Source organism: Limimaricola sp. G21655-S1, assembly GCF_027213785.1.
Lineage (GTDB): Bacteria > Pseudomonadota > Alphaproteobacteria > Rhodobacterales > Rhodobacteraceae > Limimaricola.
The window spans coordinates 40612-64281 of record NZ_JAPWGO010000021.1 but is presented as its reverse complement, the minus strand read 5'-3'; the positions used below and the strand labels follow the sequence as shown (position 1 = coordinate 64281).

Here is a 23670-nt window from a genome sequence, read left to right as displayed (position 1 = left end):
CAGCTCCTCGTCATCCTCAACGCCATGATCCGAAACAAACAGCCCATTCGCCTCTAAGAAACGACACAGTTGCCCCCTTTTTCCTCGCAGGCGTCGGTGCCGAGGCTCCCGACCCGACCGCTCTTGGGCCCGCCGATGATCGTGCGGGTGGTGGCCGCCGCGCCATGGCTGGTGTTGATCAGCCTGGCCATCAGCCAAATAGGCCTCTCATGGATCATGCTCTTGGGAGAGCCTGAACCGCACGGCCTAGGCGAGGTCGACGGGTCGTGAGCCTAGCCGCTCCGTGGATGGCCAACGCGTCCGATCATCAAAACGCTTGGCCCCTTGCGGTGCTTGGCACATGACTTCAATCCCTCTGGGCTTCCTCGGACGCAACACCGAGAAGCCAGTCCCTTGCGCGCAGGGCCGCCTCGGATGCGCCCTGACGCGGCAGCAGGACGTGGAAATCCTGTCCCCCTTCGAGTGCGGCGTCGACGGGCTGAACGAGGCGGCCGGCATCGAGGTCTCGCTGCACGAGGAAGCGGCTGGCCAGGGCGATGCCCTGACCGGCCAAGGCCGCGTCGAGGCACAGCGTCGTCTGGCTGAAGCGAAGTCCGCGTGGCGCCTCCGGTTCGGTCCCGAATGCCATCTCGATGAATTTCGGCCAAAGATCATGCGTGTCGTGCAGCAGGGTCATGCGTGAGAGCGCCACCGCACCGAGAAGCCCGCCCTGATCGGCAACCAGTCGTGGCGCGCACACCGCGATGATCTCTTGCGGAAACAGCAGGTCAGCCCGCAGGCTGGCCCCGAATGGCGGGCGCCCCTGCCGCACCGCCAGATCGATGCCATCCGCATGAAAGCTCATGACGCGCTCGGTCGCGGTGATCCGCAGGTCGATCCCGGGGTTGGCCTCGGTGAACTCCGCCAGACGCGGGATGAGCCATTTCGACGCGAAGGTCGGGGTCACGCTGATCGTCACCCGCGAAGGCGTATCTCGAAGCGCATCGGTTGCGTCCAAAAGCTGGGAAAAGGCGCGGGCGACCGCGGCATGGTAGGCCCGCCCCGCCTCGGTGAAACTCAGCCCCCGCGGCTCGCGAAGGAACAGGCGCAGGCCGAGATGGTCTTCGAGGCCGCGCACCTGCTGGGCCACGGCGCCCTGCGTCACGCCCAACTCTTCCGCCGCCGCGCGAAAGGACAGGTGCCTTCCCGCCGCGGAGAAGGCGCGCAGACCGCTGAGGGAGGGCAGATCGGCTTCGCTTGACACGATAGTTCTCCTACACCCACGCGACAGCTCCCCTGGCTGGTCGCGTTCATTCCAGCCCCTTATCTGACGAGCCATAGGCGCAAAGGGCGCCGCAGGAAAGCCGAGGAGCACGCAGGAATGGCAACAGGAAAAGTGGCACCGATCACGGCTGGCGGCATTTGCATGGAGGCCGGCGCCGCGCGGCGGCTGGTGACCGATGGCTTCAAGGTCGGTGTGCTGTCCTCCTTGGGAAAGGCGGAGGCTCTGGGAAAAGAACTCGGCGGCATCGGCGTCATGGGTTCGAACCGATCGGTCGAGGGGCTGGGGCGTTTCGTCGAAGGGGCGGCGGAGAGCTGGAGTCGGATCGACGGGGGGCTGAGCCGTGGCGTCTGAAGTGACCGATATCGCGCGCGGTGACCGGACCGCCTTCGTCGTGAAATGGGTGGCCTCCGTCATCCAGATCCTCGGCTATGCCGGGACGGCCTTCGGCTGGACACCGTGGCATCTCTATCTGTTCGTCGTCGGCGTTCTCGGATGGCTGGTCGTCGGGGTGCTGTGGAACGACAGGGCGATCATGCTGATCCACTTCGTTGCTCTCGGCGCGATGCTGGCGGGCATGGCGAGCCAGTGAGGTCGGCGAGGACACGAGGCTTAGGATGGCGGCAACGACCTCGACGAGGCCGGGTTATCGGGCAGAACCTGCCGTCACGCCGCCACATGCCCCAACAGGTCATGCCCCAGCCGCTTCGCGCCCGCCACGGCAGCCTCCTGGTGCAACGACCAAGCCTGCGTGAGACCTTCCATGATCACCAAGAGTTCGATCTCGCGACCACCGAGCCCGGTGGCCATGGCGGCGCGGCGCGCCACCTCGGCCTTGTGCCGCGACAACACCTCGCGCAGCCGCTCGCTCCCGGGCTCGGCCGCCACCGCGCCGTGAAACAGACAGCCATGCGAGGTCTCGGTCGCCATCCAGTTCCCGACCCGGTCGAGCAGCGCGTCGAGGGCCGCCTTGGGCGCGTTTGGCAGCCCGTCGAAGAGGTGGCCGAGATAGCGCGCCTGTCGATGCTCCAGCGCCGCCAGCACCATGTCCGCGCGCGACGGCGTGTATTTGTAGAGCGTACGCAGGCTGACGCCCGCCGCGTCGCGCAGGTCCTCGACGCTGGGCTCGGCAAAGCCCCGGGCGGCAAAGGCCTGCTCCAGCCCAGCGGCGATCCTGGTCATCGTATCGGTCATGCTTGACGATGTAGAGGGATCCCTCTACCTGAGCAAGTAGAGTAATCATTCTACACGACGGAGCAACCCGATGACCCTTCCTGACAAGATGAAGGCCATGGTTCTGACCGGCCATGGCGGTCTCGATCGGCTTCAGTGGCGCGAGGACGTACCGGTTCCCCGCGTGCGGGCGGGCGAGGTGTTGATCCGCGTCGGCGCCTCGGCGGTGAACAACACCGACGTGAACACCCGTACCGGCTGGTATTCCAAGGCCGTGCGCGGCGACACGAACTCCGCCGCCACCACTGGATATGACGGTGCCTCGGATACCGATGGCGGCTGGTCCGGCGCGCTCAGCTTTCCGCGTATCCAGGGCGCCGATTGCTGCGGCGAGATCGTCGCCGTCGGGAATGGGGTGGACACGGCCCGCATCGGCGAGCGGGTGCTGGTGCGCCCGATGTATCGGCCCGAGGGCGGCGACGAGGATGCGCTCGTCACCTTCGGCTCGGAGCGCGACGGCGGCTTCGCCGAATACGCGACCATCGGCGCCGGGAACGCGCTGCGGATCGACAGCCCGCTTTCGGATGTGGAACTCGCCTCCTTCCCCTGCGCCTTCTCGACCGCCGAGGGCATGATCCAGCGCGCACGCCTTGGCGCCGAGCGGATGCTGATCACCGGTGCCTCGGGCGGGGTGGGCTCGGCGGCTGTGCAACTCGCCCGGCGGCGCGGCGCGCATGTCACGGCGGTGACCAGCCCGGCCAAGGCGGACGAGCTGCGCGCGCTTGGCGCCGACGCCATCCTGCACCGCGACGAGGCGCTGCCCGAGGGTGGCTTCGACGTCGTGCTGGACCTCGTCGGCGGCCCGCGCTGGCCCAAGCTCCTCGATGCGCTGGCGGTGCGTGGCCGCTACGTGACCTCGGGCGCCATCGCCGGGCCGATCGTCGAACTCGACCTGCGCACGCTCTACCTCAAGGACCTGACGCTGATCGGCAGCACCCGGCAGGAGCCAAGCGTCTTCACCGATCTCGTGGGCTATATCGAGCGGGGCGAGATCCGGCCCGTTCTGGCAGCGACCTACAAGCTGCACCAGCTGCGCGCGGCGCAGGAGGCGTTCCTCGAAAAGGCGCATATGGGCAAGATCGGGATCGAGATCGCGGGCTGATCGCGATCCGCGGGGCCGCGCCATGTCGAAAGACGGGGCGACATGGCGCGGCAAGGCCCCCGGAGGCGTCTTCGGCCTCGACGGCGTAGGGGGCAACCCCCGCCTCGGGTCCTTCATCCCGATCCGCATCCGCTCGCCCGGATCGCGGCGCGGCGCCCGTCCGATCTCGTGCGGGCCTGAACACATCGACAGGGCGCTCGGAGGCGCCCCCCGGTCTTCGCAGGCATGCTCGGCACGCCGGCCGACATTTTCCCGTGCGATAATCCGGAAACGACGAAACCATGTCGGTTTCTCGCCGGACAGGTCGGCTACCGATGCGATGGGCTGGAGGGGCAGCGAGGGAGGTATGGATGACTCATTCCGTCGAAGCCGATTCCGAGCGCCCGAGGCACCGTCGCAGCGGCGGGCGCGCCGCGCGGCGCGAGATGAGGCTGGGCGCGGCGGTGGCCGGGCCGCCCTTCATCCGGCGCAAGACCCCCGTGCACGCGGTGCTGGACGAGGAGGGGCTCATCCGGATCGAGGCCACCTCTGACCGCATCCTCGCCGAGATCGGTATCGAGTTTCGCGGCGACGAAGAGGCACTGCGGCTCTGGCGCCGGGCCGGGGCAGAGATCGACGGTCTGCGCGTGCGCTTCCCGAAGGGGATGCTGGCGGAAGTGCTTGCTACCGCGCCCTCGCGCTTCACCCAGCATGCCCGCAATCCGGCCAATGACGTGGAGATCGGCGGCGATGGCGTGGTCTTCGCCCCGGCCTACGGCTCGCCCTTCGTGATGGATCTCGACCGGGGGCGGCGCTACGGCACCATCGCCGATTTCCGCGACTTCGTGCGCCTCGCCCAGTCCTGTCCGTGGATGCACCACTCCGGCGGCGTGGTTTGCGAGCCGACCGACATTCCGGTCAGCCACCGTCATCTCGACATGGTCGCGGCGCATCTGACGCTTTCGGATCGGCCGTTTCTCGGCGCCGTCACCTCTGAGGAGAGGGCCGAGGATTCGATCGAACTGGCGCGGCTCGTTTTCGCGCCCGGCTTTCTCGACGATCACTGCGTGATCATGGGCAACGTCAACGTGAATTCGCCGCTCGTGTGGGACGGCACGATGACTGGGGCGCTGCGCGCCTATGCCGCCGCGGGGCAGGGGGTGGTCTGCGTCCCCTTCATCCTGGGCGGCGCGATGGGCCCGGTCACCAATGCCGGGGCCATCGCGCAGGCCCATGCCGAGACGCTGGCGGGCTGCGCGCTGGCGCAGCTGGTGCGGCCCGGTGCGCCGGTGATCTATGGCAACTTTCTTTCCTCGATGGCGCTGCGCAGCGGGTCGCCTACCTTCGGTACGCCCGAACCCGCCCTCGGCTCGCTGGTCGTCGGCCAACTCGCCCGCCGCGCCGGGCTGCCGCTGCGCTGCTCGGGCAGCTTCACCACCTCCAAGCTGCCCGACGCGCAGGCGATGCAGGAAAGCACCGTCTCGATGATGGCGGCGGTGAATTGCGGCGCCAATTTCGTGCTGCACACGGCGGGGTTCCTCGATGGATTGCTGTCGATGAGCTACGAGAAATTCGTGCTCGACTGCGACTTTCTCGGTGCGCTGCACAGCTATCTGGGCGGCATCGACACCTCCGACGAGGCCTTGGCATTGGATGCCTTCCGCGAGGTCGGGCCGGGCAGCCATTTCTTCGGCTGCGCCCATACCATGCGGCATTACGAGACCGCCTTCTGGGACTCGGAACTGGCCGACAACCGCAACTGGGAGAGCTGGGACGAGGATGGCGGGCAGGACGCGGCGACGCGCGCCAATGCGCGCTGGAAGCGGCTGCTGGCGGAGCACGAGGCGCCGCCGATCGATCCCGGGACCGCAGGAGCGATCTCGGATCACGTGGCCCGCCGCAAGGCGGAGCTGCCTGAATGCTGGCATTGAGCGCCGCGAGCCGGTTCAATGCGGCTGCCCGACCGGAGTGACCAGATGCGCGATGACCCCCTTCTGCAACCGTTCCGGCTCAGGCACCTGACGCTGAAGAACCGGGTCATGTCGACCGCGCATGAGCCGGCCTATTCCGAGAACGGCCTGCCGGGCGAACGCTACCGGCTCTACCATGCCGAGAAGGCGAAGGGCGGCATCGCGCTGACCATGACCGCTGGCTCTGCGGTGGTCTCGCCCGACAGCCCGCCCGCCTTCGGCAACCTCACCGCCTACAAGGACGAGATCGTCCAGCCGCTTTCGGAGATGGTCGAGGCCTGCCACGAACATGGCTGCGCGGTGATGATCCAGCTGACCCATATCGGCCGGCGAACCGGCTATGCGGGCGGCGACTGGCTGCCGGTGATTGCGCCCTCGGCCTTGCGAGAGCCGGCGCATCGCAGCCATCCCAAGGCGATGGAGGATTGGGACATCGACCGCGTCGTGCGCGACTGGGCGGCGGCGGCCGAGCGGATGAAAGCGGCCGGTCTCGACGGGATCGAGATCGAGAGCTACGGCCACCTGATGGATGCCTTCTGGTCGCCCGCCTGGAACCTGCGCGAGGACGCGTGGGGCGGCAGCCTCGACAGCCGGCTGCGCTTCACTTGGGCGGTGATCGACGCGATCCGAGAGGCGGTCGGCCCGGATTTCATCACCGGCATCCGCATGGTGGCGGACGAGAACCTGAATGGCGGCCTGAGCCGCGAGGAGGGCATCGAGATCGCCCGCCGCCTCGCGGGTTCGGGGAAGATCGACTTCCTCAACCTCATTCGCGGGCATATCGACCACGACGCCGCGCTCAACGAGGTGATCCCGATCGCGGGCATGCGCTCGGCCCCGCATCTCGACTTCGCGGGCGAGGTGCGGGCGGCGACGCGCTTTCCGGTGTTCCACGCCGCCGCGATCTCGGACGTGGCCACCGCGCGCCACGCCATCGCCGAGGGCAAGCTCGACATGGTCGGCATGACCCGCGCCCACATGGCCGATCCGCATATCGTGGCCAAGATCATGCGCGGCGAGGAGGCGCGCATCCGGCCCTGCACCGGCGCGACCTACTGCCTCGACCGGATCTACGAGGCGGGCGAGGCGCTGTGCATCCACAACGCCGCCACGGGGCGCGAGGCGCGGATGCCGCATGTGATCCCGAAGGCGCCATCGCGACGCCGCGCCGTAGTTGTGGGTGCCGGTCCCGCCGGGCTGGAGGCGGCGCGGGTTCTGGCCGAGCGCGGCCACGCGGTCACGGTGCTGGAGGCTGCGCCGCGCCCCGGCGGGCAGGTGCTGCTCGCCACGCGCAACCCGCTCCGGCGCGACCTGATCGGCATCGTCGACTGGCGCGTGGCCGAGCTGGAGCGGCTTGGCACGCGGATCGAGTGCGACCTCTATGCCGAGGCCGAAGACGTTCTTGCCCGCGACCCCGATATCGTGGTGATCGCAACGGGCGGGCTGCCGCAGACCCCGCCGATGCCGGGGGGCGGCGCCGATCTGTGCCACAACTCGTGGGACGTGCTCTCGGGCGAGTTGCGCCCCGAGGGCAAGGTGCTCGTCTATGACGACCATGGTGGCCATCAGGCGCTTTCGGCCGCCAAACTGCTGGCCGAAGGCGGTGCCGAGGTCGAGATCGTCACCCCCGAGCGGATGTTCGGCGTCGACATGGGCGGGATGAACCACGTGCCTTACGCGCGCGCCTTCCAATGCACCGACACCCGGATCACCCTGCACACGATGCTGACCGGCGTCCGGCGCGACGGCAACGCGCTGGTGGCGCGGCTGGGGTCGCGTCACGCACCGGGCTGGTCGGAGGAGCGGCGGGTCGACCGCGTCGTGGTCGAGCACGGCACCGCGCCGCTCGACGAACTCTACTTTGCGCTGCGGCCGCATTCGGGCAATGGGGGCGCGCTCGACCACGCGGCGCTTCTGGCGGGGCGTGATCCCTATTCATGCGCCCGCGAAGGTTTCGTGCTGCTGCGGATCGGCGACGCGGTCGCCTCGCGCAACATCCATGCCGCGATCTATGACGGCCTCAGGATGTGCCTGTCGCTATGAGTGGGCCACGGGGTGCCTGGAGAGCATGGCAGCTTCGGTACGGGACGAGTACTGCACCCTGAAACTGTTCTGCCGAAGTTTCCTACCCATGTCGCGCTGCCTCCGGACGGAAATTGTGGTGGCCGCTCACTCGCTCCAGCCCGCGTGACCGGCCAGCCGCTCGATCAGGAAGTCCATGAAGATCCGCGTCTTCGGGGTCAGCACGTTGGTGCGCGGATAGACCAGCCAGAGCACCGAGCGATCGTTCATCTTCCATCCTGCAAGAACCCGGACCAACCGGCCCGTTGCGATCTCATGGGCGACGTTCCAAAGCGAGTTCATCGACAGCCCGGCCCCGGCGAGGGTCGCCTCGCGCTGCGCATCGCCGTCATCCATGATGGTTCGGCAGATCATGCGGGCCGGGTCCAGCAAGGCCGTTTCTCCGGCGGCGTTCACCAGCTCCCGTGGCTCGAGATTGCTCCAGGCGATGAGCTGGTGGCCTGCCAGATCGGCTGGCCTGGCCGGGCTGCCGTGTCTCTCGAGATAGCCCGGCGAGGCACAAAGGACGCGGGTGTCGTCGGCGAGCTTGCGCCCCTTCAGGCTGCTGTCGGCCAGAGGGCCGCTGCGCAGCGCGAGGTCGAAGCTGCCCTCGATCGCGTCGAAACGCGTGTCGGACAGGCGCAGGTCGAGCGTGAGGTCGGGGTAGAGTTCGTGGAACTCCGGCAGCAGCGGCATGATGTGCAGCTGCGCGAAGCTGCTCGGCGCGGCGAAGCGCAGCGTGCCCTTCGGACCGGCGTCGCTGCCTCCGAGGGCCGCACGGGCCGCATCCGCTTGGGCGAGGATCTCGCGGGCATAGGGCAGGAAATCCGACCCCTCCAGCGACAGTGACACCTTGCGGGTGGTGCGGCGCAGAAGCTCCGCGCCGAGCTCCTGCTCCAGCTTGGCAAGGCGTGCGCTCGCGACGGCGGGCGCGAGACCCAGTTCGCGCCCCGCGGCAGAGATGTTGAGCCGCTCGGCCGCCATCACGAAGAGGCGGAGATTGTCGGTGTCCATCGGGATTATATACCCAAACAGAAAAATCATTTCCGAATGGCGCAGCTTCATCGGGCGTTCGCAAGCTATATCTTGGCCGTGCCCCGACTGCATTCGAAGCCCATCGGCTCAATTCCCGGAACTCCGCTTCATGATCGTCATCATCGCCTTGCTGTCGGCCTTCTTCCTGTTCGCGAGCTCGATCAAGCTGTTCGGCTGGCAGCAGTTCATCTTCGAGACCCAGCTCGCGATGTTCGTGAAATACGGGCTCAATCGCCGGATCATGGCCCTTGTCGGTCTCGTGGAGCTGTTCGGCGCGGTCGCCATCTGGGACCGGTCGAGCTGGCTCGGGCCGCTTGGTGGGCTGGCGCTGCTGGGCACTTCGCTCGGCGCGATCGTCTGCCACCTTGCTTGGGACACTTGGAAGAAAGGCGTTCCGGCGATGGTAACAGCCACGCTCCCTGCGATCCTGCTTTGGCCGGGCCACGGCGCGGTGCTAGCCGCCCCTGATCGGACCTGAGCGGGCGCGACCCCCACCTAGCTTGAGGAGACATGCGATGTCCAAGACCATCCTGATCACCGGCGCGACGGACGGCATCGGCCTTTTGACCGCCAAGACGCTTGCCGGCGAGGGTCACACCGTCCTGCTCCACGGGCGCAGCGCCGAGAAGCTCGAGATTGCGGCCAAGGAGGTGGGGGGCACGCCCGAAACCTACCGGGCGGACCTGTCGCGGCTGGACGAGGTCGAGGGTTTCGCCGAGGAAATCCTCGCGCGCCACCACCGCCTCGACGTGCTGATCAACAATGCGGGCGTCTTCAAGACCGCGCAGGCGCGTACGCCGGAGGGCCTCGACACCCGCTTCGTGGTCAACACCATCGCGCCCTATCTGCTGACGCGGCGACTGCTGCCGATCATCCCGACATCGGGTCGCGTGGTGAACCTGTCCTCGGCGGCGCAGGCACCTGTGGAGGTCGCGGCGCTGCGCGGCGAACGGGGCCTCGACCACATGGGGGCCTACGCGCAGAGCAAGCTGGCGATCACGATCTGGACGCGGGAGATGGCGAAGGACCACCCCGACGGGCCCGCTTTCATCGCCGTCAATCCCGGGTCGCTGCTGGCCTCGAAGATGGTCAAGGAAGGCTTCGGTGTCGCGGGCAACGACCTGTCGATCGGGGCCGACATCCTGCGCCGTGCGGCGCTGTCGGAGACGTTCGCGGAGGCGTCGGGCCGCTATTTCGACAATGACAGCGGAGACTTCGCCGAGCCCCATCCGGCGGCGCGAGACGCGGCACAGGTGGCCGAGGTGATGGCGGCAATCCGCGAACTCGCGGGCAAAGAGGGGCGAGCCTGATCTTCGAATTATATTCTTGGGCCGAAAACTGAAGCTGGAATTGCCTCCGTTATAGCCAGAAGCCAAGTGTCGTATCTGGGGATCAACGCAACCATCATCCGGAGTTCCCGATGAAGACGATGATCCTGAACGACTACGGACCCGACGCCGCCTTCACCCCGGCGGAGACCGAGCGTCCGTCCGTGAAGCCCGGGCATGTCCTCGTTCGCGTCAAGGCGACGAGCATCAACACCGTCGACACGATGATCAGGGACATGGGCAAGGATCTTCCGCTGTCGCCCGATCTGCCTGCCATTCTCGGCATGGACTTTGCGGGCATCGTCGAGGAACTGGGTGAGGGCGTCACAGGTTTTGCTGTAGGCGACGAGGTCTATGGCTGCGCCGGCGGCCTCGCCGACCTGCAGGGCGCGCTGGCCGAATACATGCTGGCCGATGCGCGTCTGATCGCGCCCAAGCCGACATCGCTGAGCATGCGCGAGGCCGCGGCGCTTCCGTTGGTGGGCATCACTGCGTGGGAGGGCCTGCACCGCGCCGGGGTCGGCCGTGGTCAGAAGGTGCTCGTACAGGGCGGGGCCGGAGGCGTCGGCCATCTCGCCGTACAGATTGCGCGGCATCTCGGGGCGGACGTGTGGTCGACCGGCACCGGCGCGGCCAAGCTGGCGGCGATCGAAGAGTTCGGGGCGATGTCCATCGACTACCAGACCGAGACGGTCGAGGCCTATGTCGCCGCCCATACCGGCGGCGCCGGGTTCGACGTGGTCTTCGACACGGTCGGCGGTGAGAACATGACCAACTCCTTCGCGGCGGCGGCGCTGAACGCACAGGTCGTCTCGACCGTCGCGCTGCTGGCCCTCGACCTCTCGCCCGTGCATTTCAAGGGCTTGTCGCTGCATGTCGTCTTCATGCTGCTGCCGATGCTTCACGATGTCGGTCGCGAGGCGCATGGCGCGATACTGGCCGACCTTGCCAAACTCGTGGATGCGGGGGCCGTGAAGCCGCTCTTGGACGAGCAGCGCTTCGGCCTGGCCGAGGTCGGCGAAGCCTATGCCCGGCTGAAGAGCGGCGAGGCCATGGGCAAGGTGGTCGTGGAGGTCTGATCCTCCGATCGGGCCATCGATCGGGCGCCGGTCTGCGGCGCCCGGTCACGCTGATCTTCGGCTTTGCTGCTGCGTGTCGGTCCGCGGCCACCGTCCCGCTGGTCCGGCCACCGGGCGGAAACCGACGGGCCCCGCCTGTGCTCTCCGAAGCCTCTGGTCCCGCAGGGGCATGGCGTCCCTTTCGGGAAGGGCGCCCTCAGCTTTCCGGGCCGTAGTGGGCGAGGAACATGTCGACGCAGTCGGAGATGACGACATCCGGGTCGACCTCCGCCTTGGCGCCCATCAGGAACTGCGGCCAGACCAGAAAGTGCTTCACCATCGACAGCAACTGGCCCGCGGCAAAACCGGGTTCGGCTTGGCGCAGCACGCCCGCCTGCATCGCCTCGCCGATCAGCCCGGAGATCGGACCGTCCTGCATCGCGGCCTTGGCGAAGAAGGCCTGCGCCAGATCCTGATCGCGCAGGAGTTCGGACATCACCAGCCGGTTCAGGCCCATATATTGCTCGCCGGTCAGATGGCCGATGTAGTCCCGAACCGCCGCGACCAATTGCTCGCGTAGCGGCGCGTCGGGTCGGTAGCGCAGCTTCGGCATGGCCGCGATCTCTTCGAGCAGGATATCGGTGATGGCCTGAAACAGCAGCTCCTTGCTCTCAAAATGCTTGTAGAGCGTGCGCTTGGATACCTCGGCCAGTTCCGCGATCCGGTTCACCCGCGCGGCCGGGAAGCCCTGCTCGCGGAACTCCTGGATCGCCGCCTCCAGAATATCTTTTCGTTTTTTATCAGTTAGTTTCATCGATCCCGTCCCGCCGCGCCGCGATTTTGTAAACACAGTGGTTTACATCGCCCGCTGCCTTCACCTATGTAAACACCACGGTTTACAAACGCAAGCGCTGCGGCGCCGGAGGGCCCCACGATGAAGTACAAGCAACTCGGACATACCGGTCTCTACGTCTCGGAGCTGACGCTCGGCACCATGACCTTCGACAATGAGGGCGGCAGCTATGCCGGGATGATCGGTGCCACCGGTCAAGGCCTCGCCACCCGGATGGTCGATCTGGCCATCGAGGCGGGCATCAACATCTTCGACACCGCCAATGTCTACAGCTCCGGCGTATCGGAAGAGATGCTGGGCGTGGCCCTGGGTGACCGGCGTCAGGACAACCTCATCGCCACCAAGCTCTACAACACCATGAGCACCGGCCCGAACGACCTGGGCACCAGCCGTCTGGCCATCATGCGCGAGGTGGAAGGCAGCCTGAAGCGGCTGGGCACCGACTACATCGACCTCTACCAGGTGCACAACTTCGACGTCACCACGCCGCTGGAAGAGACGCTGCGCGCGCTCGACGATCTCGTGCGGCAGGGCAAGGTGCGCTACATCGGCCTGTCGAACTTCGCTGCCTGGCAGATCGCCAAGGCGGACGGGGTCGCGCGGCTTCTGGGCACCGAGCGCTTTGCCTCGGTGCAGTCCTACTACTCCCTCGTCGGCCGCGAGCTCGAGCGCGAGATCCTGCCGGCTGCGATGGACCTTGGCCTTGGCACCTTCATTTGGAGCCCGCTCGCCGGTGGTTTCCTGAGCGGAAAATACACCCGCGACAGCGAGGTCTCGGGCCGCCGCGCCGCCTTTGAATACCCGCCGGTCAACAAGGACCAGGGCTATGACGTGGTGGATGCGCTGGCCGCGATCGCCGAGGAGAAGAACGCCTCTGTGGCGCAGATCGCCCTGGCCTGGCTGCTGCACAAGCCGGGCGTCACCAGCGTCATCGTCGGCGCCCGCAAGGAAGCGCAGCTGATCGACAACCTCGGTGCCGCCGACATCGTGCTGAGTGACGAGGAGATGGCGCGGCTCGACGAGGTGAGCGCGCTCAAGCCCGAATACCCCGGCTACCTGCCGGTCTGGCGGCGCGGTGACACGCTGTTCGGCCAGCTCCACGACTGAGCGAATGACATGGCGCCCGGTCCAGGGCCGGGCGCTTCTCCCCCATATACGCATATCAAGGATCAGGCAGATGGCTGACACGAGTTTCGGACCCAAGGGCTGGACGCCCGAACGCCTCGGCAACCTCGCAGGCAAGACCTATGTCATCACCGGCGCCAATGCCGGCGCGGGCTTTCAGGCCGCGCGCATCCTCTTGGGCAAGGGTGCGGAAGTGGTGATGCTGAACCGCAGCGCCGAGAAATCCGCCGCCGCCGTGAACGAGCTACGCGAGGAATTCGGTGCCGCCGCACCCGTGCGCTTCATCCGCATGGACCTCGCGGAGCAGGCCTCCGTCCGCATGGCGGCCGAAGAGCTGCTCAAGACCACCCCACGCATCGATGCGCTGATCTGCAACGCCGCCATCGCCCAGGTGCCGACGCGCAAGCTGACCCCCGACGGCTTCGAGAGCCAACTCGGCACCAATCATTACGGCCACTTCACGCTGTGCGGGATGCTGTTCGACCGCATCGAGGAAGCGAAGGGCCGGATCGTCGTCGTCGCCAGCCTCGGCTACAACATGGGGCTCAAGACGATCCGCTTCGACGACATGAACTGGAACGAGGGCTATGGTCCGAACACCGCCTATTCCCAGAGCAAGCTGGCGCAGATGATGTTCGCCTACGAGCTTCAGGACCGGCTGAAGACCGCCGGGCGGAACGTCGAGGTCTATGTCTGCCACCCCGGCTCGTCAGCCACGTCGCTCATCACGACGAGCGGAAGCCGGTTCATGCGGCTGATGTTCCACATCATGACCAAGACGCCGCTGGTTCAAACCGCCGAACAAGGCTCCTACCCTGAGGTCATGTGCGCGACGGAGGATGGCTTGGAGCAACGCGCCCTCTATGGCCCCACCGGTCGTCTGGAGGTTGTCGGCCCGGTCGGCCGTGGCACGCTGAACGCTCACGCTTACGACAAGCCGGTCATGGTCAGGCTCTGGGAACGCTCGGAGAAGGACACCGGCTTCAGCTGGCAATTGTGAGTTGGTGCCGGGCGGCGGAGCCGGGATGATCGGTCCCGCCGCCCATGCCCGCCACGCGACAGAAAGGTCACCCCATGGACATCGCCAAGACCGCATCCGACTGGGCACGGTTCGAACTGCACTCTGCCGCCGTCTTCATTGCCTTCGGGCTGGCCTTCGCGCTGGCAGGTCTGGGCTTCCGGCAGCTCGGCACGACCGATATGGCCCGGGCCTATGTGATCCCGATGCTGGTCGCAGGCGGGCTGCTCCTGATCCTCGGCGGGGGCCTGTTCTTTCCAGCCCAAGCCCGGCTGGCGACCGTCCCGACGGCCCTGGGAGGCGATCCCGCGGGCTTCGTCGCCGCCGAGATCGCCCGCGCCGACAAGGTGCTGAACGACTACCGCATCGCGGTGTTCCGGGTCTTTCCGGCGATCATCGCCCTCTGCGCGATGGCGATCCCCTTCCTCGATGGGCCGCTCTGGCGGGCCAGCCTGATCACCGCCATCGCCATGGTCACGGCTCTCATTCTCGTCGACAGCACCGCCCACGCCCGGCTGGGGGCCTACCGGGCGCAACTGTCCCTCGCGGAGGGGTTTGGGCACCCCTGAACGCGTCCAATAACCTTAGACCTGCCCGAGCAGCTTGCGGTATTTCTTCACGAACAGGCCCTCGCCCTTCATCTTGCGCGTCAGGAAATCGCCGGCGGTCATGATGCCAAGGAAAGAACTGCCCATTCTCGGCCCGAGCGGAAGCAGCAGAGGCGCCCTCTCGCCCCATGGTGCATAGGGCTTGATCCGCTCGATCGGCGTACCCTTGCCAAGGCTCAGCAGGGCCTTCTTCAGCCATGGCAACTGGCGGCTCGTCGCCACGATGGTCATCGCATCGCCGGCATCCGCCACGTCGCCCGCGGCGAAGACGTTGGGCAGGGAGGAGGGCCGAAGCCAAGGATCGACTCTGATGCGCCCGGCGGAGCCGAATTCAGCCCCCGGCAAGCTCCGCAGAAGGTCCGAATTGGCGCGCGAACCGAGGGTGGGGAAGATCAGGTCGAATTCGTGTTCCGATCCATCCGCGAGCCGCAGGCTGCCGGCATGGGGATCGGTCAGGTTTTCAAGGCCCTCGGCACGCTGCCCGAGGATCAGCCGGACGCCGGCCCGTTCGAGCTTCCGGGCCAGCTTGGCGCCGAATGCTGGCGGCTTGTCTGGAAACAGGCGCGGCTGGCCCGAGATCAGGGTGATCCGCTTGTTCGGCATCGCATGGGCGATCTCGCCGGCAAGCTCGGTGCCGACGGCCCCGGCGCCAACGATGGCGACGCTCGTCGCGGCCTGCAGTTGCGCATGGACGCGCGCATTCTCGTCGCGGAAGGCGGCGATGTCGTCCCCCTTGGGTTTGAACGGCGCGGCGTTGCCGGAGCCGGTGGCCACGACCACCTGGGTCGCAGCGATGCGGCGCCCGTCCTCCAGCATGACGCCGGTGGCGTCCACCGAGGCGGCGCGGGCCCGTACGACGCGGCCCCGCTTCAGCAGGCCGTCATAGGGGATGAGCGCCCGGTCGAGCAGCGCGGGATCGACCACGCCGCGGATCATCGCCGGGGCGTGGACGAAATGGCTGCGCGCCTCGATCAGCGTCACCTCGGCCTTGGTGTCGAGGGACTTGGCCAGCTCGGCGCCGATATAGCCGCCGCCGACGATCGCGATGTGCTGGGTCATGGAAGGATGCCTTTCTGCGGTGTCGGGACTGAGATAAGGGCAACAGGTCTGTATTAATATTTATACTTTTCACCGATCTATATAAGTATCTCTTCACGAGGGCGCATGGTGAAGCTCGACCAACTCAGGGTTCTGCGGGCCGTCGTCGAGACGGGCTCGGTCAAGGCGGCCTCCGAGCGGCTGCACCGCACCCAGCCGGCCGTGAGCCAGGCGCTCAAGGCGCTGGAAGTCCAGACCGGGACCGAGCTTTTCGACCGCTCCGGCTACCGCCTCGAACTGACGAGGATCGGCCGGCGGGTCTATCTGCAGTCGCTGCGGGTTCTGGCCGAGGCGGATGATCTCGCTCAACTCGTGCGACATTTCGAGGAGGGGCGGGAAGAGACGGTGACGCTCGCCATCGACGCGGGCACCGATCCCGATCTGGTGACGCCGGTACTGGGCCGGATTCAGACCGCCTTTCCGGAAACACGGGTCGTTCTGCGTGCCGAAGTGCTGTCGGGCGCCATCGACGCGGTGAAATCCGGCAGAGCGGCTCTGGCGGTGGCCCCGATGCTGCCGGTGATGCTTGAGGAAGAGGGTTTCGAGCACCGGCCCATCGGCCGTGTCATCATGCGCAATGTCGCCGCGCCGGCCTTGATCGCGGCGATGGGGACGCTCGGGCGGCTCACGGAGCTGCGCCGCTTCACCCAGGTGATCGCGCAAGACAGCGGGCAGGCCACCGGTCTTTTCGATCGCGAGATCGGCGTGCAGAAGGGTCAGCGCCGCTGGTATGTCGCCGACCTGCACAGCAAAAGGGCACTGCTGGTGGCCGGCCTCGGCTGGGGTCGGTTGCCGGAGCACATGATCGCCGGCGACCTCGAGCGGGGAGCGTTGCAGGAAATCGCTCTTCCGCACACCCATCTCCCCTTCGAAACCAGGGTCTATGCCTTCCGCCAAGCCCGCCCCGTCACCGGCCCGGTAGCCGCCGCCATCTGGAATGGGTTCGCCCTGTTGGCAGAAGGGCCGAGCTGAAACCACGGCTCATGCCTGATCGGCCATAGCGTCAGAACCCCTTCCTGTCTGAAATGTGCGAGGGCTGATCTGACGCCATCAGTGCGGAGCGTATCAATTTCGATCCGAACCGGCAGAATGGTCGCCAACATACGGGGCGTGTCATCTCTGCGAGGACCAGGCCTCGTTGATGCGCCGTAGCTGTCATTCCTGATGCGGATATCCACCTTGCCGTTGATCGTCCGCACCAGCGGTTCAAGGCCTCCACGGAGGGCAAGGTCCTTGTCCGCAGCTCTGGATTGGTCTTCGTCAGCCCCCACGACCCGGAAGGGCCGAAGCATGGGCTTGGTCCATTTCACCGAGGTGGGGGTCACCTGACGAGCCTTGGCTCCACATGCCGGATCATCAGGGCCTGCGGCTGAAGCGCTGGCTCCGTTTTGCAAGCAACGAAATCATGGCCCGCCGTGATATGAATGTCGCCTTGGGCCATCATGCTGACGCCGTGGTGGCGGCCACTGTTTCCCGCCCCGGACATGTGCAGGCTGCCGGCGGTCAGGAACGAGGTGTTCGAGCCGCTGAAGCCGCCCGGGATGTGGATATCGCCGCGTACGAGAACGGTGGTTCGGTCGCGGGGATCGCAGTTGCCGGCGGCGGCGCCGATCCGCGACTGGCTCGACGCCTTCAACCCCGATCGGGTGGAGACCAGCAGCGAGCCGGAGATGTCGACCTTGTTGCCGAGCTCGATCTCGCAGTCGGTGACGAGGGCGATGTCGCGCAGGCTGCCGGCATTCACCGAGTTCAGCGATACCGAGCTCCCACCGCCGTTTACCGGGTTCGGCAGGGAAATCTTGTTCTTGCCGCCACCTTTGCCTTGCGTCGCACGACCGAGAGAGGCGATCCGCCCGTCGCAGGCGACGTCATAGACCAGACCTGGCGGTATCACCGGCAGAAGCTGAAAGTCGTCGCGTGACAGGTGAACCACGGCACCCCGGGTCAGCGCGGTCACCGGGTATCCAATCTCCGCCAGAGGCAGGAGACTGCCGAGACCGGACTTGCCGTCGAAGAAGGCCGTCTTCTCAGGGCTCCGCGCCTCGAAGACGAAGGCGTCCTCCAGGCGGTCGATCAACTGGTCGAGTTCGGGCACCGGCAGGTTCATTTCGTTCGAAGCCTGACCGGCTCCGGGATTGGACCTGTCGTCGCACTTGTTCTTGCAGTCGGTCAGGTTCGGCATGCTGACACTGGCCCCCGACGCGAAGCTGTTGTTCTGCGGCATCCAGACATTCTCCTGCGCATGCACACAGTAGCCGGCCGCGAAGCTGTTGTTGGCCGATAGGTGCAGCGTGCCGCCGGCAAGCAGCATGTCCGCCCCTTTGCAGCGCGTTGTCGGCACCTGCGCCGCCACGCCTTCGGCGGTCACCTCCCAGCCTGCCAAACCGTCGCCGTCCGAGAAGAGCGAGGCCACCCTCAGGAAGGTGAAGGGAATGACGTTGTCCTGGGCCTTGCTGTGCTGGAGCCGCACCAGCGCAGCATTGGCCGGATCACCAGCGGCGGAGCGCGCGGTGTTGGTGGCTGGATCGTAGCTCAGCAGTTCGATGTCCCGCTCGGGATCGGCCAGAACCTCGCCGACACGATCCGCGTCGAGATTGGTATATACGGCCTGCCGGGCCGCGCTGCGTATCCCGACCGGATCGGCTCCGGTGGCCAGGGCGACCACCGCGGCATGAGCCGAGACGTCCGCCGTCTGCTTCAGGAACTGCTTGTGACGCCAGGCATTGACCGGATCGACCGCGAGGCCGGCAAGAGCCATCAGGACGAGGGTCCAGAACAGGCTGAAGACGGTCGAGCCATCCTCGTTCGACCACCATCGCAGGAAGGGCCGGGGGGTCATCTCGGCTCGAGGCTCTGGGTGACGGAGGCGGTGAGCTCGAAGCCCTCTGTGAGGTTCAGGACATCGATGGCCGCCACTTCGAGGGCCGGCTTGGTAAGCGTGACCGTCACGAGACCATTGGCGATCTGGACCGTGGCTTCGGGGGCACCCCCGATCAGGGTGCGGGAGGCGATGTAGGCATCCACCTCGGTGATGGTCATCGCATGTCGCGAGATCAGCCGGGCGGTATCGCGCGCGAGCGATCCGTAATCGGCCTGCACCATGAACAGCATGGCCCCCTGGGCGGCCACGAGCAGGACGACCACCATCACCGGCAGCCACAGGACGAATTCGACGGTGGCTGTGCCTTGGTCGCTTCTGACCAGGGAGGCGAGGAGTCTTGGGGGCCTCTGCGGATGGGGGCAAGTGCCGTCATTCTGACGACGCGCGCGAAGGGGTCGTGCCATTGAACCTGCTTGTTGTCGGTCGTTGAGCCCCGATCTTGCCTCAGCCTTGCGGCGGAGATCGGACCTCGGCCGGGCGGAATGAAAGCCGCAGTTTCCCTCGTCAGGTGGTTTGTCGGAGGGAGGGTCTGACGTGGTGGGGCTTCGGTTTATGCCACGATCAAGCGACGCCGGTCGCGCGCTTCGAAGATTGGGCTGATCCATGGGCGCCCCGATCCTAGGCTCGGATGCGGACGGATGGTCGCAGGCCGGCTACGCCAGCGGACCCGGAACGGGATGAAGGGGGGCGCCGTCGCGCTCGAAGGCGGTGATGTTGGCGAGGGTGGTCTCGGCGATGGCGGTGAGCGCCTCGGTGGTGAAGAAACCCTGATGGCCGGTGATCAGCACGTTCGGGAAGGTCAGGAGCCGCGCGAAGACGTCGTCGGGAATGATCCGGTTCGACAGGTCCTCGAAGAAGAGCTCCCCCTCTTCCTCGTAGACGTCGAGGCCGAGGCTCCCGATCCGGCCGCTCTTGAGCCCGCGGATGATCGCGCGGGTGTCGATTACCGCGCCGCGGCTGGTGTTGATCAGCATGGCCCCGGTCTTCATCCGCGCCACCGCCCGGTCGTCGATGAGATGATGGGTCTGCGCGGTCAGCGGGCATTGCAGGGTGACGATGTCGCTTGCCGCGAGCAGGGGGGCGAGCTCGAGATAGGCGACGCCACGGGCCAGGCAGTCAGGGTCGGGGTTCGGGTCATGCGCGACGACGCGGCAGCCGAAGCCCAGCAGGATCCGCGCCAGGATCGATCCGATCCGCCCCGTGCCGACGACGCCGACCGTCTTGCCATGCAGGTCGAAGCCCATCAGCCCGTCGAGTTCGAAATTGCCCTCTCGCACCCGGGCCCAGGCGCGGTGCGTCTTGCGGTTCAGGGTGAGGATCAGCGCAAGGCTGTGCTCGGCGACCGCGTGCGGGGAATAGGCCGGGACGCGGCACAGGGCGATGCCGGCGGCCTTGGCGGCGGCGAGGTCGACATGGTTGAAGCCGGCGCTGCGCAGCGCCACCAGCCGAACACCGACGGCCGCGAGCGCCTCCAGCACCTGCCGGTCGAGCCTGTCGTTCACGAAGGCGCAGACCGCCTCGGCCCCACGCGCGAGCGCCGTGGTGCCGGGCGCGAGCCTTGCCGCGTGGAAGCGCAGGTCGTGCCCGGGATCGGCCGCGTTGGCCGCGGTCAGATAGGCGATGTCATAGGGCTTGGCCGAAAAGACGGCGACATGCATGATCTGCCCTCCGGTTCGGGAAACGCCGCTGTTCTCAATTGATGCATGGGCCTCGAGCCTGTCCCAGCCTAGCACGCGCGGGTCCGTCGGCGGGGATTCTTGGACCGAGATGCTCCCGGAGGGCCATCCGCCGAAAATGGCCATGGGTGCTTCGGTGCCGAAGACGCGAGGTCGAATCGTCTCGCGCTACTCCTCTTCGTCGTTCGGTGGTAACCTTTGATGGTCCAGCAAGGAGAACCGGGATGACGCCCCGACTGAACCTGCGCTGCGCCGATTGCGGTATCCGCCATCGGGCCGTCTGCGCGCGGTGCGACGAGACCGAGCTGGCGCGGCTCGAAGAGGTCAAGTTCTACCGCAGCTACGAGGCCGGGCAGAAGATCGTCTGGGCCGGCGACGAGCTGAGCTTCGTGGGCTCGGTGGTCTCGGGCATTGCCACCATGTCGCAGACGCTCGAGGACGGGCGGGTGCAGATGGTGGGGCTTCTGCTGCCCTCGGACTTCATCGGCCGGCCGGGCCGCGACATCGCGCCCTACGACGTGGCGGCCGCGAGCGACGTGACCCTGTGCTGCTTTCGCCGCGCGCCGTTCGAGCGGCTGCTCGCGGAGATGCCGCATGTCGCGGGGCGGCTTCTGGAGATGACACTCGACGAGCTGGACGCGGCGCGCGAATGGATGATGGTGCTGGGCCGCAAGACCGCGCGCGAGCGCATCGCAAGCCTTCTGGTCTCGGTCGCCCGGCGCGAGGCGAGCTTCGACATGGTGCCGAGATCCGGCGACCTGCGGCTCGACCTGCCGCTGACGCGCGAGGCGATGTCGGAGTATCTCGGCCTGACCATCGAAACGGTGAGCCGCCAGATCAGCCAGCTCGGCCGCGAAGGGGTGATCGCGCTCGACGACAGGCGGCGTATCCTCATCCCCGATCTCGACCGGCTGAAGCGCGAGACCGGCGACGACGCGATCATGGCCTGACGCGCCCCCCGGTCGGGCGGCCTGCAACGGGAAATCTGCCCATGGCCGGTTCGATGCATGCGATGGTTCTGGCGAGGCCGGGCACACCGCTCGAATGGCGCGAGGTCGAGCGTCCTCTACCAGAACCCGGCGAGATCGGCCTGAGGGTGGAGGCCTGCGGCGTCTGCCGGACCGACCTGCATATTCTCGACGGCGAACTCGCGGACCCCGTTCTGCCGTTGATTCCCGGCCACGAGATCGTCGGGCGGGTCGAGGGTTTGGGGGCGGGCATGACGGTTCCGGCGATCGGCCAGAGGGTCGGGATTGGCTGGCTCGGGCGCAGCTGCGGGTGCTGCGGATATTGCGAGGAGGATCGCGAGAACCTGTGCGATGCGCCGCTTTTCACCGGCTATACCCGTGACGGCGGTTATGCCGAGCATTGCGTGGCCGATGCACGCTTCGTGTTCCCGCTACCGGATGCGGCCGATCCCGTGGCATTGGCGCCGCTCCTTTGCGCCGGGCTGATCGGCTACAGGACGCTTCGGCTGGCCGGCCCCGCCCGGCGGATCGGAATCTACGGCTTCGGCGCGGCGGCGCATCTGCTGTGCCAGTTCTGCACCTCGCGGGGGCAGGAAGTCTATGCCTTCACCCGGCCCGGCGACACCGAGGGGCAGGCCTTCGCGCGCAGTCTCGGGGCGGTCTGGGCCGGAGATTCCGACAGTTCGCCTCCCGTGTCGCTCGACGTCGCGCTGATCTTCGCACCGGTGGGAGCCTTGGTGCCGTTGGCGCTCAGAAGGGTGCGCAAGGGCGGCACGGTGGTCTGCGGCGGCATCCATATGAGCGACATTCCCGCCTTTCCCTATGCCGATCTCTGGGAGGAGCGGTCCATCCGATCCGTCGCCAATCTGACCCGGGCCGACGGGCGCGACTTCCTCGCGCGCGCCCTCGCGGCGGGCATCGAGACCCATGCTACCGCCTATCCGCTGCAGTCGGCGAACGAGGCGTTGGAGGATCTGAGATCCGGGCGCTTGCAGGGGGCGGCGGTGCTTGTGCCGTTAAGGCAAAGCTGAAGCAGATGGGCCCGGTGCGGCAAGGGCGTGACGAGCCCCACGTGCCATCGCTGAAGCGTCGCCATGCCACGCGGCGGCCCATGCACCGGAAGGCATCGCGAGGTCCGGGCAGGCCCCTCGGTAGCAGACATCATGGCGAAAATCGCCCATCCTTGACCTCGGTCAAACCCGGGGCCCTCCGTTCGTGGCATGAAGCGACAGTGCCGGTGAGGCACGGTGGCAGTGGATGCTAGATCGAGGCCACAGCTTCGACCTCGAAGGCGAAGAGAAGGGGGCACCGATTGAGCGACGATCCAGTCGGCCCTGCTCGACTTCACTGGTTCCGGCCTCGGACCCGCGCGTCTCGGTTTCGTGGTCGCCGCATGAGCGCTCCGGCCCCCGGAGCGTGAGCCGTTGCCCCCCTGGGCCGGCCTGCCGCAGCTGCGCGGGGCGGCTCCCGCGCTTCTAATCGAATGGAGGCTAGGATGTTCAGACATATCGTGGTGCCCGTTGACCTGCGGCACCTGGACCAGATGCAGCGTGCGCTGCGGGTCGCGGCGGACGCGGCCCGCCATTACGGGGCAAGGGTCACCTACATTTCAGCGACCCCTTCGGCCCCGAGCACGATCGCCCGCAGCCCCGAGGAGTTCGAAGGAAAGCTCCGCGCCTTCGTCGCCTCCCGCTCGGAGGTCGACGGCGCCGAAGCCGCCTCGCACATGTTCGTGGTGAACGACCTGTCCGGCGATCTCGACCATTTCCTCTCGAGGGAGATCGATGGGCTGAATCCGGATCTGGTGATCATGGCCAGTCACCGCCCCGGCGCAGGAGATTACTTCTGGCCGTCGCATGGCGGCCACGTCGCCACGCATGTCGCGGCATCGGTCCTGCTGGTGCGCGAGGATGTGACCTTGCCGGGCTGAGCGGCTAGGGCCCGTTGGCCGGGAAACGGCATGACCGTGACCGACCGGCCCGAAGTCCGGTCTTTACCACGCAGGGGGATCGCGGGCGCGTCCCGGCAGGCCCCGCTTCGGCCGCAAGCCGCAATGAGAGGCCTTGACTCCCAGCACGAGCAGGAGGGCGACCTCCATGCCGAGCGCCACCTCCTTGGCGCCGGGCGTTCCAATCTGGCGGAGCATCAACAAGTCCAGCGGTGCATTCAGCGCCAGCGCGACCGGAATGGCGACCGGCACTCCGCCGCGCGGTAGTGCGACGACGATAGGTCGTTGCAGGCGCAGATCCGCGAGGAGCGGCGCCAGCCGCTGCCCGGCCTCGGCTCGGCTTGCATACATTGGCCGTCTCCTTTCGCGCCGTTGGCATAGCGCCAGCCGGATCGAGATGCCTTGACCTCCCGCAAACAGGCTCTGGCATGACGCGATCGCCCGGCTTGACCTGCATCAAGGCCGGAG

General features: G+C 67.1%; 25 protein-coding genes. 15 read left to right on the top strand and 10 right to left on the bottom strand.

The window, feature by feature from the left end:
• Positions 1–53: 53 nt before the first annotated feature.
• Both O4G76_RS17265 and O4G76_RS17260 read right to left on the bottom strand, forming a co-directional pair.
• On the bottom strand, positions 54–191 hold the full coding sequence (locus O4G76_RS17265) for a hypothetical protein (RefSeq protein ID WP_269398487.1): 138 nt from the start codon (positions 189–191) through the stop codon (positions 54–56).
• Between the two features lie 155 nt (positions 192–346).
• A complete protein-coding gene (locus O4G76_RS17260) occupies positions 347–1243 on the bottom strand; it encodes a LysR substrate-binding domain-containing protein (RefSeq protein ID WP_269398490.1) in 897 nt (298 codons plus the stop codon).
• Positions 1244–1375: 132 nt separating this feature from the next.
• Between O4G76_RS17260 and O4G76_RS17255 the strand changes: the two genes are divergently transcribed.
• The gene (locus O4G76_RS17255) at positions 1376–1615 is read left to right on the top strand and encodes a hypothetical protein (protein ID WP_306467357.1); all 240 of its coding nucleotides are present in this window, start codon (positions 1376–1378) and stop codon (positions 1613–1615) included.
• A gap of 1 nt (position 1616) precedes the next feature.
• A complete protein-coding gene (locus O4G76_RS17250) occupies positions 1617–1853 on the top strand; it encodes a DUF6552 family protein (RefSeq protein WP_269398486.1) in 237 nt (78 codons plus the stop codon).
• Between the two features lie 74 nt (positions 1854–1927).
• Here the strand turns inward: O4G76_RS17250 and O4G76_RS17245 are convergent, their stop codons facing one another.
• Positions 1928–2455 carry a TetR/AcrR family transcriptional regulator gene (locus O4G76_RS17245; RefSeq protein WP_269398485.1) on the bottom strand — a complete coding sequence of 176 codons (528 nt, stop codon included), beginning with the start codon at positions 2453–2455 and terminating at the stop codon, positions 1928–1930.
• A gap of 70 nt (positions 2456–2525) precedes the next feature.
• On the opposite strand from O4G76_RS17245, the gene O4G76_RS17240 reads away from it, so the two are divergent.
• The 3 genes from O4G76_RS17240 (at position 2526) to O4G76_RS17230 (ending at position 7588) form a co-directional block, all read left to right on the top strand.
• Positions 2526–3596 carry an alcohol dehydrogenase family protein gene (locus O4G76_RS17240; RefSeq protein WP_269398484.1) on the top strand — a complete coding sequence of 357 codons (1071 nt, stop codon included), beginning with the start codon at positions 2526–2528 and terminating at the stop codon, positions 3594–3596.
• 350 nt (positions 3597–3946) lie between these two features.
• A complete protein-coding gene (locus tag O4G76_RS17235; protein ID WP_269398483.1) occupies positions 3947–5506 on the top strand; it encodes a trimethylamine methyltransferase family protein in 1560 nt (519 codons plus the stop codon).
• Between the two features lie 45 nt (positions 5507–5551).
• A complete protein-coding gene (locus O4G76_RS17230; RefSeq protein ID WP_269398482.1) occupies positions 5552–7588 on the top strand; it encodes an FAD-dependent oxidoreductase in 2037 nt (678 codons plus the stop codon).
• 126 nt (positions 7589–7714) lie between these two features.
• On the opposite strand, the gene O4G76_RS17225 is transcribed toward O4G76_RS17230, so the two are convergent.
• Positions 7715–8620 carry a LysR family transcriptional regulator gene (locus O4G76_RS17225; RefSeq protein WP_269398481.1) on the bottom strand — a complete coding sequence of 302 codons (906 nt, stop codon included), beginning with the start codon at positions 8618–8620 and terminating at the stop codon, positions 7715–7717.
• Between the two features lie 130 nt (positions 8621–8750).
• Here O4G76_RS17225 and O4G76_RS17220 point away from each other — a divergent pair, with 130 nt between their 5' ends.
• The 3 genes from O4G76_RS17220 (at position 8751) to O4G76_RS17210 (ending at position 11048) form a co-directional block, all read left to right on the top strand.
• Entirely contained in the window at positions 8751–9119 is a 369-nt protein-coding gene (locus O4G76_RS17220) for a DoxX family protein (protein WP_269398480.1), read from the top strand.
• Positions 9120–9156: 37 nt separating this feature from the next.
• Complete coding sequence (locus O4G76_RS17215; RefSeq protein WP_269398479.1) at positions 9157–9951, top strand: SDR family NAD(P)-dependent oxidoreductase; 795 nt, start codon at positions 9157–9159, stop codon at positions 9949–9951.
• Positions 9952–10061: 110 nt separating this feature from the next.
• A complete protein-coding gene (locus O4G76_RS17210; RefSeq protein WP_269398478.1) occupies positions 10062–11048 on the top strand; it encodes a zinc-dependent alcohol dehydrogenase family protein in 987 nt (328 codons plus the stop codon).
• Between the two features lie 196 nt (positions 11049–11244).
• On the opposite strand, the gene O4G76_RS17205 is transcribed toward O4G76_RS17210, so the two are convergent.
• Positions 11245–11841 carry a TetR/AcrR family transcriptional regulator gene (locus tag O4G76_RS17205; protein ID WP_269398477.1) on the bottom strand — a complete coding sequence of 199 codons (597 nt, stop codon included), beginning with the start codon at positions 11839–11841 and terminating at the stop codon, positions 11245–11247.
• A gap of 120 nt (positions 11842–11961) precedes the next feature.
• Here O4G76_RS17205 and O4G76_RS17200 point away from each other — a divergent pair, with 120 nt between their 5' ends.
• The 3 genes from O4G76_RS17200 (at position 11962) to O4G76_RS17190 (ending at position 14592) form a co-directional block, all read left to right on the top strand.
• Entirely contained in the window at positions 11962–12987 is a 1026-nt protein-coding gene (locus O4G76_RS17200) for an aldo/keto reductase (RefSeq protein WP_269398476.1), read from the top strand.
• A 70-nt stretch (positions 12988–13057) separates the two neighbouring features.
• Positions 13058–14005: an SDR family oxidoreductase gene (locus O4G76_RS17195; protein WP_269398475.1), complete on the top strand. Its 948-nt coding sequence runs from the start codon at positions 13058–13060 to the stop codon at positions 14003–14005.
• Between the two features lie 74 nt (positions 14006–14079).
• Positions 14080–14592: a hypothetical protein gene (locus tag O4G76_RS17190; protein WP_269398474.1), complete on the top strand. Its 513-nt coding sequence runs from the start codon at positions 14080–14082 to the stop codon at positions 14590–14592.
• 15 nt (positions 14593–14607) lie between these two features.
• On the opposite strand, the gene O4G76_RS17185 is transcribed toward O4G76_RS17190, so the two are convergent.
• A complete protein-coding gene (locus tag O4G76_RS17185) occupies positions 14608–15690 on the bottom strand; it encodes an NAD(P)/FAD-dependent oxidoreductase (RefSeq protein WP_269398473.1) in 1083 nt (360 codons plus the stop codon).
• Positions 15691–15795: 105 nt separating this feature from the next.
• Between O4G76_RS17185 and O4G76_RS17180 the strand changes: the two genes are divergently transcribed.
• Positions 15796–16701, top strand: coding sequence for a LysR family transcriptional regulator (locus O4G76_RS17180; RefSeq protein WP_269398472.1), 906 nt, complete (start codon positions 15796–15798; stop codon positions 16699–16701).
• Positions 16702–17050: 349 nt separating this feature from the next.
• Here the strand turns inward: O4G76_RS17180 and O4G76_RS17175 are convergent, their stop codons facing one another.
• From O4G76_RS17175 to O4G76_RS17165, 3 genes are all read right to left on the bottom strand, one after another.
• Positions 17051–18568 carry a pilus assembly protein TadG-related protein gene (locus tag O4G76_RS17175; protein ID WP_269398471.1) on the bottom strand — a complete coding sequence of 506 codons (1518 nt, stop codon included), beginning with the start codon at positions 18566–18568 and terminating at the stop codon, positions 17051–17053.
• Positions 18565–19014, bottom strand: coding sequence for a TadE/TadG family type IV pilus assembly protein (locus tag O4G76_RS17170; protein ID WP_269398470.1), 450 nt, complete (start codon positions 19012–19014; stop codon positions 18565–18567). Before O4G76_RS17170 ends, O4G76_RS17175 begins: the two co-directional genes overlap by 4 nt.
• Positions 19015–19263: 249 nt before the next feature.
• Positions 19264–20268: a 2-hydroxyacid dehydrogenase gene (locus O4G76_RS17165; protein ID WP_269398469.1), complete on the bottom strand. Its 1005-nt coding sequence runs from the start codon at positions 20266–20268 to the stop codon at positions 19264–19266.
• A gap of 242 nt (positions 20269–20510) precedes the next feature.
• Between O4G76_RS17165 and fnrL the strand changes: the two genes are divergently transcribed.
• From fnrL to O4G76_RS17150, 3 genes are all read left to right on the top strand, one after another.
• Complete coding sequence (fnrL, locus tag O4G76_RS17160) at positions 20511–21236, top strand: transcriptional regulator FnrL (protein WP_269398468.1); 726 nt, start codon at positions 20511–20513, stop codon at positions 21234–21236.
• 41 nt (positions 21237–21277) lie between these two features.
• On the top strand, positions 21278–22285 hold the full coding sequence (locus tag O4G76_RS17155) for a zinc-dependent alcohol dehydrogenase family protein (RefSeq protein ID WP_269398467.1): 1008 nt from the start codon (positions 21278–21280) through the stop codon (positions 22283–22285).
• A gap of 464 nt (positions 22286–22749) precedes the next feature.
• Positions 22750–23184 carry a universal stress protein gene (locus O4G76_RS17150; RefSeq protein ID WP_269398466.1) on the top strand — a complete coding sequence of 145 codons (435 nt, stop codon included), beginning with the start codon at positions 22750–22752 and terminating at the stop codon, positions 23182–23184.
• Between the two features lie 63 nt (positions 23185–23247).
• Here O4G76_RS17150 and O4G76_RS17145 read toward each other — a convergent pair whose 3' ends face one another.
• On the bottom strand, positions 23248–23553 hold the full coding sequence (locus O4G76_RS17145) for a hypothetical protein (protein WP_269398465.1): 306 nt from the start codon (positions 23551–23553) through the stop codon (positions 23248–23250).
• Positions 23554–23670 lie beyond the last annotated feature (117 nt).